Source organism: Streptomyces sp. NBC_00287, from assembly GCF_036173105.1.
Lineage (GTDB): Bacteria > Actinomycetota > Actinomycetes > Streptomycetales > Streptomycetaceae > Streptomyces.
On sequence record NZ_CP108053.1, the window covers coordinates 7,938,163 to 7,954,958 of the forward strand.

The 16,796-nt window shown below is 71.8% G+C and carries 12 protein-coding genes and 1 pseudogene; 5 read left to right on the forward strand and 8 right to left on the reverse strand.

Features of this window, described 5'->3' with window-relative positions; genetic code table 11:
• Nucleotides 1-54: 54 nt before the first annotated feature.
• The 3 genes from OHT76_RS35985 (at nt 55) to OHT76_RS35995 (ending at nt 5,097) form a co-directional block, all read left to right on the forward strand.
• Nucleotides 55-453: an effector-associated constant component EACC1 gene (locus tag OHT76_RS35985; RefSeq protein ID WP_328875046.1), complete on the forward strand. Its 399-nt coding sequence runs from the start codon at nt 55-57 to the stop codon at nt 451-453.
• Nucleotides 450-2,903 (forward strand): caspase, EACC1-associated type, encoded by a 2,454-nt coding sequence (locus tag OHT76_RS35990; protein ID WP_328875047.1) that lies wholly within the window; start codon nt 450-452, stop codon nt 2,901-2,903. Before OHT76_RS35985 ends, OHT76_RS35990 begins: the two co-directional genes overlap by 4 nt.
• Before the next feature lie 142 nt (nt 2,904-3,045).
• The gene (locus OHT76_RS35995) at nt 3,046-5,097 is read left to right on the forward strand and encodes a phosphocholine-specific phospholipase C (protein ID WP_328875048.1); all 2,052 of its coding nucleotides are present in this window, start codon (nt 3,046-3,048) and stop codon (nt 5,095-5,097) included.
• Between the two features lie 408 nt (nt 5,098-5,505).
• On the opposite strand, the pseudogene OHT76_RS36000 reads toward OHT76_RS35995, so the two are convergent.
• Nucleotides 5,506-6,435, reverse strand: a pseudogene (locus OHT76_RS36000) (hypothetical protein); the annotation flags it as partial.
• Nucleotides 6,432-7,241, reverse strand: coding sequence for a phosphatase PAP2 family protein (locus OHT76_RS36005; protein WP_328875049.1), 810 nt, complete (start codon nt 7,239-7,241; stop codon nt 6,432-6,434). The gene OHT76_RS36005 and the pseudogene OHT76_RS36000, both read right to left, overlap by 4 nt.
• 224 nt (nt 7,242-7,465) lie before the next feature.
• Here OHT76_RS36005 and OHT76_RS36010 point away from each other — a divergent pair, with 224 nt between their 5' ends.
• The gene (locus OHT76_RS36010) at nt 7,466-8,080 is read left to right on the forward strand and encodes a TetR/AcrR family transcriptional regulator (protein ID WP_328875050.1); all 615 of its coding nucleotides are present in this window, start codon (nt 7,466-7,468) and stop codon (nt 8,078-8,080) included.
• 148 nt (nt 8,081-8,228) lie between these two features.
• Here OHT76_RS36010 and OHT76_RS36015 read toward each other — a convergent pair whose 3' ends face one another.
• Nucleotides 8,229-9,233, reverse strand: coding sequence for a DUF2510 domain-containing protein (locus tag OHT76_RS36015; protein WP_328875051.1), 1,005 nt, complete (start codon nt 9,231-9,233; stop codon nt 8,229-8,231).
• Nucleotides 9,234-9,417: 184 nt separating this feature from the next.
• On the opposite strand from OHT76_RS36015, the gene OHT76_RS36020 reads away from it, so the two are divergent.
• A complete protein-coding gene (locus OHT76_RS36020) occupies nt 9,418-12,102 on the forward strand; it encodes an ATP-binding protein (protein ID WP_328875052.1) in 2,685 nt (894 codons plus the stop codon).
• Nucleotides 12,103-12,117: 15 nt separating this feature from the next.
• Here OHT76_RS36020 and OHT76_RS36025 read toward each other — a convergent pair whose 3' ends face one another.
• From OHT76_RS36025 to pcaH, 5 genes are all read right to left on the reverse strand, one after another.
• Nucleotides 12,118-12,909: an SDR family NAD(P)-dependent oxidoreductase gene (locus OHT76_RS36025; protein WP_328875053.1), complete on the reverse strand. Its 792-nt coding sequence runs from the start codon at nt 12,907-12,909 to the stop codon at nt 12,118-12,120.
• Between the two features lie 64 nt (nt 12,910-12,973).
• Nucleotides 12,974-14,095: a bifunctional 3-oxoadipate enol-lactonase/4-carboxymuconolactone decarboxylase PcaDC gene (gene pcaDC / locus OHT76_RS36030; RefSeq protein ID WP_328875054.1), complete on the reverse strand. Its 1,122-nt coding sequence runs from the start codon at nt 14,093-14,095 to the stop codon at nt 12,974-12,976.
• On the reverse strand, nt 14,092-15,405 hold the full coding sequence (pcaB, locus tag OHT76_RS36035; RefSeq protein WP_328875055.1) for a 3-carboxy-cis,cis-muconate cycloisomerase: 1,314 nt from the start codon (nt 15,403-15,405) through the stop codon (nt 14,092-14,094). Before pcaB ends, pcaDC begins: the two co-directional genes overlap by 4 nt.
• Nucleotides 15,402-16,007: a protocatechuate 3,4-dioxygenase subunit alpha gene (pcaG, locus tag OHT76_RS36040; protein WP_328875056.1), complete on the reverse strand. Its 606-nt coding sequence runs from the start codon at nt 16,005-16,007 to the stop codon at nt 15,402-15,404. The genes pcaB and pcaG overlap by 4 nt, the downstream gene beginning before the upstream one ends.
• Before the next feature lie 6 nt (nt 16,008-16,013).
• Nucleotides 16,014-16,787: a protocatechuate 3,4-dioxygenase subunit beta gene (pcaH, locus tag OHT76_RS36045; RefSeq protein ID WP_328875057.1), complete on the reverse strand. Its 774-nt coding sequence runs from the start codon at nt 16,785-16,787 to the stop codon at nt 16,014-16,016.
• Nucleotides 16,788-16,796 lie beyond the last annotated feature (9 nt).

Genomic DNA, 16,796 nt, shown 5'->3' on the forward strand with positions numbered 1-16,796 from the left:
TGCTCATGCAGCACACTTGACCCGAACACCGCATATCGGGGGAGGCGATGCGCCATGCAGGTACAGCTGCGACTGATCGACGAGACCGGGGCGGAGACGACAGGTGCCGATCTCGTCGCGATCCGCAAGCAGTTGACCGCGCGGCCCGAGCTGCGCGGTCAGGTGGACGTCGTGCGCGGTGACGCAGAAGAGGGCGAGATGGGCAGCGGTCTTGAGCTGCTCCTCGTCGGTCTCGGCAGCGGCGGTGCCATCACCGCGCTCATCACCACGCTTCCCGCGCTGCTCACGGCCCGGCGGTCGCCCACGTCCGTGGAGATCACACTGGCCGACGGACGCAGCGCCAAGATCACCGCGGACTCGGTCGAGGACGCGCGGACCTTGCTGGAGGAGGCGTTCCGGGACCATCTGAACCCGGCCCAGCCGCCTCAGCCGCCTCAGCCTCCTCAGCCATGAAGACCAGACTGCCGGACCCCCGAGGGTCGCGGGCGGTCCTGATCGGCACCTCCTCCTACGACAGCCCGGACCTCAAACCCCTCCTGGCCGTGCGCAACAACCTGGAGGTGCTGTCCGAGCTGCTCACCGCGGACAACGGCGCGTTCCTGCCGGGCCGCTGCACCGTCGTACAGGACTCCGCCGACCCGCGCGGAGTGTGCCGCACGATCCGGGAGGCGGCGGCCGACGCCCCCGACACGCTGCTCGTGTACTTCTCCGGGCACGGCATCCTCAACCACGACTACAGCGAGCTCCATCTGGCGCTGAGCGGGGCCGACCAGAACGATCTGCGCTGGACCACCGTGCCGTTCCAGGTGATCCGGGAGATCTTCGAGACGGCGTCCTGCCGGAACAAGATCCTGATCCTGGACTGCTGTCAGAGCGGCTGGGTGCTGGACTCGATGATGGGGGACAACAGTGGGGAAGCGCCGCTGGAGATCAGGGGGACGTACCTGCTGACTTCTTCCTCCGGCGACCTGAAGTCGTACGCGCCGCCCACGGATCGCTACACCGCCTTCACCGGGGAACTCATCCAGCTGCTGCGCGACGGCTTGCCCGGCGGCCCCGAACTGCTGCCGCTCAGCGCGCTGTTCGACCCTTTGGCCGAGGCGCTGGAAGGGCGGTCCATGCCGCGGCCGCAGCAGCAGGGGTCGGACGGGCATGCGGCGTTGGCGTTGGTGCGGAATCGGGCGGTGGGGGAGGGCGAAGCCGTCGACCGGCCTGTGGCCGTGAAGGACGCGGGCCCGGTCTCCATGACACGGTTGCGGCCCCAGGTCTGGCACCGGCGCCTCATGGAGGGGGCGATCGTCCTCCCGGCGTTGTTTGCCCTCCTCTGGGTCTTCGCGCGGTTCGGGCCGAAGGACGGGGAGCCGTCCGGGCCGGGCACCCCGGCCGGCACGGTCATGATCGGGGTGCTCGCGGCGCTGATCCTGCTCTTCGGCACGGTGGGCCGCGTCAGTCCCAGTGGCTATTCCCTGGCCATCGGTTCGGACGGGATCGAGGTCCGCTACGGCAAGGACCACCACTTCTACTACCCCTGGCACCGGGTCAGCCGGGTGTGGGTCGTCGCCCGTCCGGGCGGACGGCTGCGCGGCCCTCGGTACACCCTGATGCTGCGTCCCAAACCGGGCGTCCTGATCAAGACCGCCAGGCGTGGCGCGCCCGGCCCCAGCCTGGACCTTGGAACGGGCGCACTTCGCTTCGCGCGCCTGACCCATCTTGACTCACCGCCCTCCGTGGTGGAGAGAGCCCTCTCCCAGGCCGCGGGATCGGCGTGGACCCCCAGCAGTGGCCCGCTCGGGCAGGCCCCGCCGGACGAGGACGGCGCGGCGGTCCTTTCTGCGGAAAGGGGTTTCCTCGTCGTCGCAGCCCTGTTCGCCGCCCTGCTCGCGTACCTGCGCTTCCCCAAGGGGGCGCTGACCGACCCCATCCGTCTCTGGCTCGCCGTCCCGTCCCTGTTTCTGTCGTCCGTCGCCTGCGCGGTGCTGTGGCTCGCCCTCGCCCGGCTCGTGCACCCGGTCCGCCTGGTGATCAGTGCGGCCGGGGTGACGCTCACCCGGGCGGAGACCGAGATCGTGCACGCCTGGACCGAGATCGAGCGGATCGGCATCGTCCACTGGCGCCAAGGCACGGACAGAATCGGCTTGTTGGTCCTGCGGCCCGTCGACCGTGGCGCCCGCGACCCGGGCGACCGGGGAGTGAGGCGTCTGCCAAGATTCGGCGCCGGAACTGTCACCCTGTGCGCCGTCCCCGAAGTGACCCTGGATCCGGACGAGTTGCGCAGCGCGCTCGCCCGATTCGCCGCCCCGGATCAGCTTGCCCCGCCGGGGAACGGATGGCTGAAGTCCACCCCGGCCGAGCCCGTCCCGCCCGACGGGGGGACGACGTTCGAGGGCCGCAGATCCCAAGGCGCCGCGATGGCGCTCGGCGCACTGCTCGTCGCGCCCCTGGTCGCCTTCGCCCTCTCGACCGACGGCAGGGATGTGCCGATGCTCCTGTACGCACTCCAAGACCTCGTCCTCGCCCCGCTCCCTCTCTTCGGCTTCGCCTTCTACTTCCTGACGGGCCGCCACCGAGTAACTCTCCACGTGGGCGCCGCCGGCCTCACCGTCACCCTCTCCGCATCGCGCCCCCGCACCCTCCGCATCCCCTGGGGTGACATAGAGAGCGTCGGCATCATCGCGACCCAGCACCCCTCCACCCGCCACTCCTTGGTGATGTGGCTCAGACCGGGTGCCCGTCCCCCGCGCTTCCTCTGGTGGCCCTATCGCCAGGAGTACGGCGGCCTGCGCCTGATCTCCCTCGAGGGCAGCCGCCTGGACACCAGCCCCGAGGAACTCGACCGCGCCCTCGCCCACCACGCAGGCGGGCGACACTCCCGGATCCAGCGACTGACTCATCCCAGCCACTGACACCACCCGTACCGCCGACTTTCACACAGCCGCCACCAGACCCTTCCCTGACGTTTGGTGCTCTTGGAACACTCCTTCCGCGCACAATCGGTCAAACAGATCCGACCGGTCGAACACCCTCAAGGGGAGAGGTCCCTCACTCATGCCCGAAGTCAACCGGCGTAGATTCCTTCAACTCGCGGGCGCCACCTCGGCGTTCACCGCGCTGTCGAGCAGCATTCAGCGGGCCGCCGCCATCCCGGCGAACCACCGCACGGGGTCGATCGAGGACGTCGAGCACATCGTCGTCCTGATGCAGGAGAACCGTTCGTTCGACCACTACTTCGGCAAGCTGAAGGGCGTCCGCGGCTTCGGCGACCCGCACCCGGTGACGCTGGACAGCGGCAAGTCGGTGTGGCACCAGTCCGACGGCACCAAGGACCTGCTGCCCTTCCATCCCACCGCCGACGACCTCGGCATGCAGTTCCTGGAGGGCCTGCCGCACGGCTGGACCGACGGACAGGCCGCCTACAACAAGGGCAAGTACGACAAGTGGATCCCCGCCAAGGGCACCACGACGATGGCGTACCTTAACCGCGAGGACATCCCCTTCCACTACGCCCTCGCCGACGCCTTCACCATCTGCGACGCCTACCACTGCTCGTTCATCGGCTCCACCGACCCGAACCGCTACTACATGTGGTCGGGATACACGGGCAACGACGGACAGGGCGGCGGCCCGGTCCTCGGCAACGACGAGCTCGGCTACGGCTGGACGACCTACCCGGAGCGCCTGGAGGCGGCCGGGATCTCCTGGAAGATCTACCAGGACATCGGCGACGGTCTGGACGCGGCCGGCTCCTGGGGCTGGATCAACGACGCCTACCGTGGCAACTACGGCGACAACTCGCTGCTGTACTTCAACAAGTACCGCAACGCCCAGCCCGGCGAGCCCTGGTTCGACAAGGCCCGCACCGGCACCGACGTCAAGAACGGCGACGGCTACTTCGACCAGCTGAAGGCCGACGTCAAGGCCGGAAAGCTGCCGCAGATCTCCTGGATCGCCGCGCCCGAGGCCTTCAGCGAGCACTCCAACTGGCCCTCCAACTACGGCGCCTGGTACATAGCTCAGGTCCTGGACGCCCTCACCTCCAACCCGGAGGTCTGGTCGAAGACGGCCCTGTTCATCACGTACGACGAGAACGACGGCTTCTTCGACCACCTGGTGCCGCCGCTTCCGCCGAAGGACGCCTCCCAGGGCAAGTCCACCGTCGATGTCTCGCTCGACCTCTACCCAGGTGACAGCCGGCGCCCGGCCGGCCCCTACGGGCTCGGCCCGCGTGTGCCGATGCTGGTCGTCTCGCCGTGGAGCAAGGGCGGTTACGTCTGCTCCGAGACCCTCGACCACACCTCGATCCTGCAGTTCATGGAGCGCCGCTTCGGCGTGAAGGAGACCAACATCTCCCCGTGGCGCCGGACCGTGTGCGGCGACCTGACCTCGGCGTTCGACTTCTCCCGCAAGGACAGCCGCCCGGCGGCGCTGCCGGAGACCGACGAGTACGAGCCGCAGGACCGCGAGCGTCACCCCGACTACAAGCCGACGCCCCCGGCCGACCCGGACATGCCCCGCCAGGAGCGCGGTCTGCGCCCCGCCCGCCCGCTGAAGTACGCGCCCCATGTGGACGGCTCGGTGGACGCGGCGGCCGGCAAGTTCACGCTGACCTTCGCCTCCGGCGCCAAGGCGGGCGCCGCCTTCCTGGTGACGTCCGGCAACCGCACCGACGGGCCGTGGACGTACACCACCGAGGCCGGCAAGAGCCTCGCGGACACCTGGAACTCGGTGTACTCGAACGGCTCGTACGACCTGAAGGTGCACGGCCCGAACGGCTTCCTGCGCGTCTTCAAGGGCCCGAACAAGACCGCGGGCCCCGAGGTCACCGCGCGCCACACCGGTGACGCCGTCCAGCTCACCTTCACCAACAAGGGCTCCGGCACCGTCCGCCTCAAGGTCACCAGCGGCTACGGCGGCTCCGCACGGACCTTCACCGTGCGCCCCGGCGCCACCGTGCGGCACACCGCCGACCTGACGGCGAGCCGGCGCTGGTACGACCTGACCGTCACCTCCGACGCCGACCCGGCGTTCCTGCGCAGGTTCGCCGGCCACGTCGAGAACGGGCGTCCCGGGGTGAGCGACCCGGCGATGATCGTCGAGTAAGGCGAGTAAGGCGAGACGCCCGGCTCACAGCGGAGTGAGGTGCCCCGGCCCCGACGGCTGGGGCACCAGCCCCGACTCCGGCTGCCGCGGCACCAGCACCGGTTCCGCCGACGCCCGCCCGGGCGCCGGCACCACATCGGCCGAGGCAACGCCCGGCTCCAACGCCCGCACGGCGTGCCTCGGCTCCGGCCGCCTCAGCACGAGCCCCGGTTCAGCCGCCGCCGTCGCCGGCTCCAGCCCCTGTACGGCGTGCCTCGGCTCAGGGCGCCTCAGCACTAGCGCCGGTTCAGCCGACGCGGTAGCCGGCTCCAACTCCCGTACGGCCCGCCCCGGCTCCGACCGCCCGCGCACGAGCGCCGGTTCAGCCGACGCCGTCGCCTGCTCCAGCCCCCGTACGGCCCGCCCCACCTCCGGCCGCCTGGACACGAGCGCCGGTTCGACCGACGCCGTGCCCGGTTCCAGCGCCAGTACGGCGGCGACGGGGTGGTCCTCCTCGGGCTGGGCAGCCACCGGCTGGTGCTCGGGTGCGACTCGGGTGAGCAGGATCACGCCCCGGGCCGCGAGGCCCGCGCCCGCCAGTGCGAGCAGCATCCCGGGCACGCCGCCCTGGAGGCGCTCGCCGAGCAGGAGCAGGCCGATGAGTGCGGCGGCCACCGGGTTGGTCAGGGTCACCACCGCGAGGGGGGCGTCCAGACCGCCGCGGTAGGCGGTCTGCGACAGGAACAGCCCGCCCACCGCCAACGCCGCGACGAGCAGCGCCACCCCGATCACCTGCACGCTGAGCAGCGGACCCGAGCGGTCCGTCGCAGCCACCGTGACGGTCTGCGTGAGCGCCGAGGCGACTCCGGAGGCGAAGCCGGACGCGGTCGCGTGCCGCAGCCCCGGCCGGGTCCCGGGCCGCGCCAGCAGACCGATCAGCACGGCCGTGGTCCCGGCGACGCCCAGCGCCTCGGGGGTGCTGAGGACGTCGTCGGGGGCGGGCCCGGAGGCCGTGACGAGGATCGCGGCCAGACCGAGGAGCGTGAGCGCGGTGCCCCGCCACTCCACCGCGCTGACCTTCCGGCCCGCGACCCGCGCGCCGAGCGGCACGGCCGCGACCAGGGTGAGCGCGCCGAGCGGCTGGACGACCGTGAGCGGCCCGTACTTCAGCGCCACGACATGCAGCAGCGCGGCGGAGCCGTTGAGCCCCACGGAGGCCCACCAGGCGCCGGAGACCATCAGACGCACGAGCCCGGTCTCGGGGGCCCGGGAGGCGAGCCGCTCCTGGGCGACGGCGGCGGCCGCGTAGGCGACGGCTGAGAACAGGGACAGCACTACCGCGACGAGTGTGGCGTTCATCGGCCCGCTCCCACGAGAGTCGGTTCTTCGACGGGTACTTCGGCCGGTACGAGGCGTTCGGTGCCGCGTCCGGCGGTCGTGCGGGTGCGGTGCGGCAGGTGAATCACGGCGAGGGCGAGACCGAGCAGCGCGGCCGCCACCATCGCGTCGAGCCAGTAGTGGTTGGCCGTCCCCACGATCACCAGCAGGGTCAGCGTCGGGTGCAGCAGCCACAGCCAGCGCCAGGGCGACCGAGTGGCGACGATCAGCCCGATCGCCACCATCAGGGCCCAGCCGAAGTGCAGCGAGGGCATCGCGGCGAACTGGTTCGACAGCTGGTCGCTGGAGGGCGGGCCGTACACCGAGGGGCCGTAGACCCGGGCGGTGTCGATCAGGCCGGTCGCCTCGAGCATCCGCGGCGGGGCCAGCGGGAAGAGCAGATGGCCGACCAGGGCGACGGCGGTGACGGTGGCCAGGATCCGGCGGGCCCACACGTAGTGCGCGGGGCGGCGCAGATAGAGCCAGACCAGGAAGGCCGCGGTGGCCGGGAAGTGGACGGTCGCGTAGTAGGTGTTCGCGACATGGACCAGGGTGTCGCCGTGCAGCAGCACCGACTGCACCGCGCCCTCGCCGGGCAGATGGACGGCTCGTTCCAGGTCCCACACGCGGTGCGCGTTGTGGAAGGCCTCGCCGGTGTGGCCCGTGGCCAGCTGTCGGCCGAACTTGTAGACGAGGAAGAGCCCTGCGACAAGCAGGAGCTCACGGACGAGCGGCGGACGCGCTATCGCGTCCGACTCGCCTTCTGCAGGCTCGGTGCGGGCATTCATTCCCCCGGCCCTTTCGCTGACGGTGGTGCGTGGGTGGTGCGGACGGCGGCCCGCAGGGCTTGTGACCCCGCGGACGCGCCGAACTCATCGATACGGGTAGGTACCGAAACGACACTGTACCGATACGGCAGTGTACCGATACGGTCGGGTACCGGTACACTGGCGTACCGATAGACATAGGCCACACTGGGAAGCACGCACCCGCCGAGCGAGGAGAAGAGCCGATGACGTCGCAGGCCGCGGACGGACCGGAGACGGTCGCCGCCTCGCGCCGCTCCAAGATCACGCCCGAGCGTGAGAAGGAGTTCTTCGACGCCGTCCTCGACCAGATCCGTGAGTGCGGTTACGACGCCGTCACCATGGAGGGCATCGCCTCGAGCACGCGGTGCAGCAAGTCCACGCTCTACCGGCAGTGGAAGACCAAGCCCCAGTTCGTCGCGGCGGCACTGCGCTCCAGTCGCTGCCCGCGCTTCGCCGGCATCGACACCGGCACGCTCGCGGGCGACCTGCGCGCGGCCGGGCGGGCGGCGGGCGACGCGTACGGCGACACCACGATCCTGCTCCAGGCCTTCGGGCACGCGGTCACCCAGGACCCCGAGCTCCAGCAGGCCCTGCGCGAGGCGCTCGTCGAACCCGAGCTCGCCGCGCTCCGGGCGATCCTCCAGCGCGGGGTCGAGCGCGGTGAGATCGCCGCCGACCATCCCGCCCTGCCGTATGTCGCCGCGCAGATCTTCGGCGTACTGCGCGCCCGGCCGGTCCTGGAGGGCGAGTTCGCCGACCCCGACTACCTGCTCCGCTTCGTGGAGGCCGCCGTACTGCCCGCGCTGGGCCTGACATAAGAAGACTCAGGCCGCCGTCCACGGGATGACTGGACGGTGACCTGTAGGCGCCGCACCGTGGGGACGGGGGCGGCGCGCACCCCCCGGCCGGGTGGGGTCCCTCTTGAGCGGAGAGGTGCTCCACCCGGCCGTCTGCTGTGCGGGGGCCTCAGACGTCCTGGCCGTTGCCGCCGCCGGACGCCACCTCGATGCCCTTCGTGATCTCGTCGATCACGGACTGAGGCTCGCCGACGTCGACACCGAAGCGGACCACCACGATCTGGCCGGAGTCGGCGGGGGAGGGGAAGGCCAGCGACTCGACATAGCCGTCGGCGCCCTTGCTGGTGACCGCCTTCCAGCGCACCAGATAGCCCTTCTGCCCGGCGACGGTCACCGCCTTGGACGCCAGCACGTCGTGCGAGGTGATCTCGCCGTACCCCTCGCCGTAGGACTGCTGGGCGTTCGCCTCGATGTCCGCCTTCGCGACCTCCTCGGCGGTGGTGCCGGTGGTGCCGAGCACGCGCGCGGGGGCCGAGTAGGCGCCGCCCTTGGTGCAGTTCTGGGAGGTGTCCCCGGGGCACTTGTACGACTGCTCCGAGGTCACCGAGGCGCCCACGGTGATCTCCTGGCCGTACCAGCCGTCCGGCACCGGCAGGCTGATCCCGCTGATCGAGTCGGTCACCGAACCGCTCTCGATCCTCGGCGCCTCGGACTCCTCCGGGGACGGGGACTGGCCACCGGAACCACCGGAACCGCCCGAGCCACCGGAGCCGCCGTCGTCACCGAAGGGGCCGCCCGGTCCGCCCGTGTCGCCCTGATTGCCGGGCCCCGGCTGGGAGTTGGCGGTGCCGCTGTCCGAACCCCCGCTGTCGGCCAGCGCGTACACGCCCACACCGATGCTCGCGAGGACCGCGGCGGCCACCGCCACGGCTATGCCCGTCCGCAGTCCGCGCCGCTGACCGCCGGGCGGAGGCGTGGGATATGCCGGATAGGCCGGGTATGTCGACTGGGTCCCGGCGGCCGGCGACGGCGCCGGCGGACCCCATGCGGCGGCCGATCCCGCGGGGCGGGTCTGGTCCGTCCATGCTCTGCCGTCCCACCAGCGTTCGGTGGCGGGACCGTCATTTGTCTGCCCCGGGTCGGGGTACCACCCGGGAGGAGTCACCTGCGTCATGCCCCCACCGTATGAGGCAACGGTGAAAGCCGTATGAGAGGGACCCCGGCCACCGTCCTGTCATCCTGCCGAACGCACCGTCACCCATGTCGGCAACAGCTGACCGGACCGCCCTCCAAGCGGACGGCCGGAGGGCTACGCTCAATGCCTGTACGTCGTTCGGGCGACTTGGGGAGGTAGCGGGATGACGGAGGTACGGCCCACGGCGGCCGCCTCGGCTTCCCTGTGGGAGCGCGAGTCCGAAATCGCCGACGTCGTACGGGCGGTGGACACCTTGAGCGCCGACCGCGACTGCCCGGGCAGCCTGTTGGTGATCCGGGGCGAGGCAGGCTTCGGCAAGACCGCCCTGCTGGCCGAGACCCGGCGCATCGCCGAGGCCCGCGGCTGCCATGTGTGGTCGGCCCGCGGCGGCGAGGCCCTCAGGTCCGTCCCCTTCTACGTGGTACGGCAGTTGCTCCAGACCGCGCTGGTGGAGCTGTTGCCGGAGGAGGCCCGCGAGTACCTCGGTGACTGGTTCGACATCGCGGGCCCCGCGCTCGGCATAGCGGAACCGGCCGAGCGACGGCCCGACCCGCAGGGCGTGTGCGACGGCCTCGTCGCCGCCGTACGGCGCCTTGCGCGCCGCGACTGGCCGCTGGTGCTGCTCATCGACGACGCGCACTGGGCCGACCAGGAGACCCTGCGCTGGCTCGCCGCCTTCGCCGAACGCCTCGACGACCTGTCCGTACTGGTCGTGGTGGCCCGCAGGCCCGGGGACGTCCGGGGCGAGAGCGCCCGGCATCTCGACGCGGTGGCCGCCGCCGCGAGCAGCCCGGTCGCCAATCTGAGCGCCCTGAGCCCGGGGGCCACTGCTCAGCTGACCCGCGCCACCGTCGGGGGACACACCGACGCCGCGTTCTGCCGCGAGGTCTGGGCCGTCACCGCCGGAAACCCGTACGAGACCGTCGAGCTCCTCGCCAAGGTGCAGGACAGCGAGATGGAACCGGTCGAGTCCTCCGCGGCCGAACTGCGCGCCCTGAACCGCTCGGCCCGCGGCGGCGGACTCGTCGCCCGCCTGGAGGGACTCGGCATCGAGGCCACCCGGTTCGCCTGGGCGGCCGCCATCCTCGGCGCCGGTATCACCGTCGACCTGGTCGCCGAGCTCGCCACCATGGGCCACGACGACGCGGTCCGCTGCGCCGAACTCCTGCGCAACGCCCGTATCCTCACCACCCCCGACCCGGCCTCGGGGCCGGTGGAGGAGGGCGACCTGGAGTTCGTCCACCCGCTGATCGCCACCGCCGTCTACAACTCCATCCCGCCCGCCCTGTGCACCGCCATGCACGGCATCGCCGCCCGCGTGGTCACCGACTCCGGGCGCGGGGCCGCGGCCGCCTCCCGCCATCTGCTGGAGGTCCACCCGGACAACGACGTGGAACTCGTCGGACAACTACGCGAAGCCGCGGCCGAACACCTCGCCGTCGGCGCCCCGGACGCGGCCCGCCGCTGTCTGGAGCGAGCCCTGCGCGAACCGCCCCGGCCCGAGGTCCATCCGCACGTCCTGTACGAACTCGGCTGCGCCGCCCTGCTGACCGCACCCGCCACCACCATCAACCATCTGCGCAGCGCGCTCGCCATGCCCGGACTCGACGGCCCCGAACGGGTCGACGCCGTCTACCGCCTGTCCCAGGCGCTGCTCCACAACGACCAGATGGAAGAGGCGGTCCGTACGGTCGAGGCGGAGGCGGCCCGGCATGAATCCGGCCCCGCCAGGCTCCGGTTGCAGGCCGTGCAGTACATGTGGGAGAGCATCCACGCGGGCGAGGCCACCTCGCCCGAGAGGTCCGAGCGGCTCGCCGAACTCGCCCGCACCTGCACCGGCCGGGACAACTCCGAGCGCGCCGTCCTCATCCTGCGCGGCTTCGACGCGATGGCCCACGGCGAGAACGCCGAGGAGGTCGTCGAGCTGTGCGACCGCGCCCTCGTCAACGGCCGCCTCGCCCCCGGACTCGGCTGGACCGATCCGGAGTGGGGCATCGAGCTGCTGATGATGCTGGCCAACGCATACGCCTTCGCGGACCGCCTCGACCGCGCCGAGGCCCTCTACACGGAAGCCCTGCGCGCCTACGAGTCGGCCGGCTGGAGCGGCGGCCACCTCGCCCTGGCGCATGCCTACGTCGGCGTCGGACACCGCAGGCGGGGCCGGCTGCGCGAGGCGGAGAAGTCCCTGCGCGAATCACTGCGGCTCGCCGAGCGGGTCGGCCGCAGGCTGCCGCTGTACTGGTCCGCCACCTGCAACCTCGTCGACACCCTGCTCGCCCGCGGCCATGTCGAGGAGGCCTGGGAGGTCGCCGAACAGTACGGCTTCGCACCGCCGTACCCGTCCACCATCGTGCTGCCCGACCCGCGCTCGGTGCGCGGCCGACTGCTGCTCGCCGTCGGCCGTACCAAGGACGGCATCAATGAACTGGAGGAGGCCGAGAAGGCGGCCACCGCACGCGGCCACCACAACCCCATCATGGTGCCCTGGGCATTCGACCTCGCCCGGGCCCTCGCCACCGAGGACCCGGCGCGGGCCGCCCAACTCGTCGCCGACGTCCGCCGGCACGCCGAACGCTTCGGCACCGACACGGCCATCGGCGAGGCCCTGCGCTGCGCCGCCGCCCTGGAAACCGGACAGCGTGCGGTACGGCTCGCCGCGCAGGCGGTCACCTACCTCGACGCCTCGCCCTGCCAGTACGAACACGCGGCCGCCCGCATCGAGTACGGCATCGCGGCCCGCTCCACCGCGGAACTCAACCGGGGCCTGACGCTGGCCCGGCAGTGCGGCGCCGACGGTCTGGTGGCGAAGGCGGAGGAGATGCTGGCGACGGGAACCGGGCTGGATTAGCTCAGGTCGCTGTCTTTACACGGCCAGCAGTTGACCGGTCGCCGCCGACAGCCGCGCCCGCACCTCCGGGTCGTACGCTGCCTCGTGCGCCCGCGCCGGGGACGTGCCGTCGAAGTAGCCGCCGCTGCCCGCGTCCTGGGTGGCCAGGGCCAGCACCCCGGGCGCGCCGTCGGCGACCGTGTTCCAGGGCGTGATACCGCCCTCGCGGACCATCGCCGTGTCCATGAAGGTGGCCGGATGCAGCACGTTCACCGACACGCCGGTGCCCGCGAGCTCCTCGGCGAGCGTGAAGGTGTGGGCCGCGAGCGCGAACTTGCTGCGGCAGTACGCCGCGAAGCCCTCGTAGCCGCGCGTGAACTCGGGGTCGTCGAAGTCCAGGGGCTCCTGGCCGGCCGAGCCGACGTTGACGATCCGGGCGGGCGCGTTGGCGCGCAGGGTGGGCAGCAGGGCGCGGGTGAGCGCGACCGGCGCCAAGTAGTTGACCGCCAGCCGCAGTTCGTGCCCGTCGGCGCTCAGCTCCCGGCCCGAGCCGCTCTGCCCGCTGCCGACACCGGCGTTGTTCACCAGCACATCGAGGTCCGGACGGTCCGCGGCGACATGGGCCGCGAGCTCGCGCACCTGTTTCAGCGAGGCCAGGTCGGCGACGAACCCCTCCGCGTCGCCCTCGGTGCGCAGCTCCTCGACGAGCCGCTCGGTGCGCCCGGCGTCGCGGCCGTGGGCCAGGACGACATGTCCGGCGCGGACCAGCTGGAAGGCGACGTAGCGGCCGAGACCGGAGGTGGCGCCGGTGATCAGAATCGTGGACATGCCTCCACCGTAGGCACGCGACGGAGGAAACCGCGGCTTCCTGCTGAGGCTACGACCAGCAGGGTCACCCTTCGTCCTCCTCGGCTAGCACCCGCTGAGCGGCCGCGAACGCCGAGTTCGCCGCCGGCACCCCGCAGTACACGGCCGTCTGCAGCAGCACCGCGCCGATCTCCTCCGGGGTCAGACCGTTGCGCCGCGCCGCCCGTACGTGCATCGCCAGCTCGTCGTAGTGGCCGTGGGCGACCAGCGCGGTCAGGGTGATCATGCTGCGCTCGCGGCGGCTGAGCGTCGGGTCGGTCCAGATCTCGCCCCAGGCGTAGCGGGAGATGAAGTCCTGGAAGCGTGCGGTGAAGGGGGTCTGGCGGGTCTGAGCGCGGTCCACATGCGCGTCGCCGAGCACCTCCCGGCGCACCTCCATGCCGCGCAGGGCGCCGCCGTCGAGGTGGGCGCGCAGGGCGGTGAGGACGGCCTCCGGGCACTGCGCGGGCGCCAGATGGGAGGCGCCGGGGATCTCGACGAGCGCGGCGCCGGGCACCGAGTCGGCGATCTCCCGCAGATGGATCGGCGGGGTGGCCGGATCCTCCCGGCCCGCGATCAGCAGCGTCGGCGCGGAGATCTCCGCGAGCCGGTCGCGCAGATCGAACGCGGCCAGCGCGTCACAGCAGGCGGCATACGCCTCCGGGTCGGCGTCCCGATGGTCCTGGACGAGCCGCGGCACGGTGAACCCGGCAGTGAACCAGCGGGAGTCGGCCGTCCCGGCCAGCTCGGCGAGCCCCTTCGCGCGCACCAGCGCGGCCCGCTCCTCCCACGGCTTCGCCCCGTTGAAGTGGGCCGAGGAACAGATCACGGCGAGCGACGACACTCGCTCGGGATGGTCTACGGCCAGCTGCAGACCCACGGCACCACCGAGCGACACCCCGGCGTACGCGAACCGCTCGATGCCGAGCGAGTCGGCGAGCCGCAGCACCAGGTCGGCCAGGTCACCGACGGTGGCTCCGGGTCCGATCAGCTCCGCCGCCGAGCCCCCGTGTCCGGGCAGGTCCCAACGGATCACCCGATGCCCGATGGACAACTCGGGTGCGACCGCGTCCCACAGGGCGTACGAGGTGCCCAGCGACGGCCCGAGCAGCAACGGCGGAGCGGAAGCGGCGCCCTCGATACGGTGGTTGAGCAGAAGGTCGGTCAACGTCGCTCCAGAGCACGGTCGGTGAGGGCAGCGGCGCTGCCCGTGTAGCGGACGGGATCGGAGAGCTCGTCGAGGTCGACGTCCTTCAACTCGGGCTCTTCGGCGAGGAGTTCGGCAAGCGTCCGGCCCTCGGTGTGGGTGCGCCCGGCCAGCTCCGTGAGCAGCGACTTGGCGCGGGCGCGGCCCAGCACCGGGGCGAGCTCGGCGGACAGTCGCTCCGAGACGATCAACCCGTGGGTGAGATCCAGGTGCTCGCGCATCGCGTCCGCGTGGACCCTGAGTCCCTGGACGAGTTCGGCCGCGTCCCGGGCGGCCCCTCCGACCAGCCGGAGCAGCTCGCGCAGCGGCTCCCACTCGGCGTGCCAGGCACCGGCGGGGCGCTCGTCCTCGGCGGCCAGCGACCCGTACAGCGTGGCCGCGAGCTGCGGCGCCCGCCGGGCCGCGGCCGCGATCAGCGTGGACCGTACGGGATTCGCCTTGTGCGGCATGGCCGACGAACCGCCGCCGCTGCCCTCCGCGAGCTCCGCGATCTCGGTACGGGACAGCGTCAGCACATCCGCCGCGATCTTGCCGAGCGCCCCGGCCGTGAACGCCAGACACCCGGCCAGATCGGCGATCGGGGTGCGCAGGGTGTGCCAGGGCAGCGTCGGCGCCGCGAGCCCGGTCTCCCGGGCATAGGCCGCGACCAGCGCGGTCGCGTCCTCGGCGCCGTACGCCGTGAAGGCCGCCAAGGTCCCGGCCGCGCCGCCGAGTTGGGCGGGCAGCGACTCCCGTACGGCGATGACGCGGTCCCGTGCGTCCAGCACCAGCGAACGCCAGCCCGCCGCCTTCAACCCGAATGTCGTCGGTACGGCGTGCTGGGTGAGGGTGCGCCCGGGCAGCGCGGTGTCCCGGTGCTCGGCGGCCAGTCGCGCCAGCGCCGACTCGGTGCGGGCCAGGTCGGCGAGGAGCGGGTCCAGGGCGCGGTGCGCGACCAGCATCGTCGTGGTGTCCATGATGTCCTGGCTGGTCGCGCCCCGGTGGACGTACGGGCCGTACTCCTCGCCCACCGCCTTCGTCAGATCGGCGACGAGCGGGATGACCGGATTGCCGCCGGCGCGGGCGCGTCGCGCGATCGACGGCACGTCGAACCGTCCGGCCTCGGCCGCCTCGGTCACCGCCTCGCCCGCTTCGGCCGGGCCCTGGGCGCGGGTCAGCGCGGCCTCGGCGTCGAGCAGGGCCTGGAGATAGGCGGTGTCGCTCGTCGCGGAGGCGGCGGCGCAGTCCGCCCACCCGGGGCCGAGGAGGCTGTCGTCATCGGCAGAACTCACTGGAACTCCAGGAAGACCGTCTCGCCTTCGCCCTGAAGGCGGATGTCGAAACGGTAGGTGCCCTGCGGCTCCCGCGCGGCGATCAGCGTGGCGCGTCGCTCCGGATCCACCCGGGACAGCAGCGGATCCGCGGCCAGTGCCGCCTCGTCACCCGGCAGATAGATCCGTGTGTACAGGTGCACGAGCAGTCCGCGCGCGAACAGGCACACGCTCAGGTACGGCGCGCTCTGCCCGCGCGCCCCCGGCCGTAGCGTCCGCGCGGTCCAGTGGCCGTTGGCATCGGTCTGGACGCGCCCCCAGCCGGTGAACTCCACGCCGTTACGGCCCAGGAAGCCACCGCTCGCGGGATCGCGCCGCATGGAACCGTCGACCTGCGGCACATTCCCGTCCGGGTCAGGACCCCACAACTCCAGGAATGCGTCCGGCAGCGGATTGCCCTCGCCGTCGTAGACGTACCCCTGAAGGGCGATCGTGTCCGGGTGGCCGACCGGGGCGATGTCGCCGCCGCCAGGGAAGGGCAGGGCATGGCCGTAGAAGGGGCCGACCGTGTGGGACGGGGTCGGCAGGACGGTCTCCGGGCGACTGGTGTCGATCTTCGTCATGGCAGGTCAGCGCCCTTCTTCGATCCAGGTGGCGTTCGGGCCGTCGAGCACGATGTCCCAGTGGTAGCCCATCGAGAACTCCGGCACCGACAGACTGTGGTCGTAGGTCGCGATCAGCCGCTGGCGGGCCGCGTCGTCGGTGACGGACTGGATGATCGGGTCGTACGGGAACAGCGGGTCGCTGGGGAAGTACATCTGCGTCACCAGCCGCTGGGTGAACGCCGTACCGAAGACCGAGAAGTGGATGTGCGCGGGCCGCCAGGCATTGAGGTGCTGGCGCCAGGGATACGGGCCCGGCTGGATGGTGGTGAAGGTGTAGAAGCCGCTGTCGTCGGTGAGGGTGCGGCCGACGCCGGTGAAGTTCGGGTCCAGCGGGGCGTCGTGCTGCTCGCGCTGATGGGCGTAGCGGCCCGCCGAGTTGGCCTGCCAGATCTCGACGAGCTGGCCGCGGATCGGGCACCCGTTCCGGTCGAGGAGGCGGCCGGAGACCGTGATGCGCTCACCGATCGGCTCGCCGTTGTGCTGCCGGGTCAGATCGTTGTCGATCTCGGTGATGTCCCGCTCCCCGAAGGCGGGCGAGGACAGCTCCACCAGTTCCGGGTCCTTGCTCACGTCGATCGCGATCGGCGGCTGCTTGGGGTGGCGCAGGACGGAGGAGCGGTACGGCGCGTAGTCGCGGCGAGGATGATGCTCCACCGGCGCGCCGTCGGCGATCCGCTTCTCGTACTCGGCGTGCTCGGCCGCGATCTCCTGGTCGATGTCGTGCTGTGTGAGAGTCATGGGGTTTCC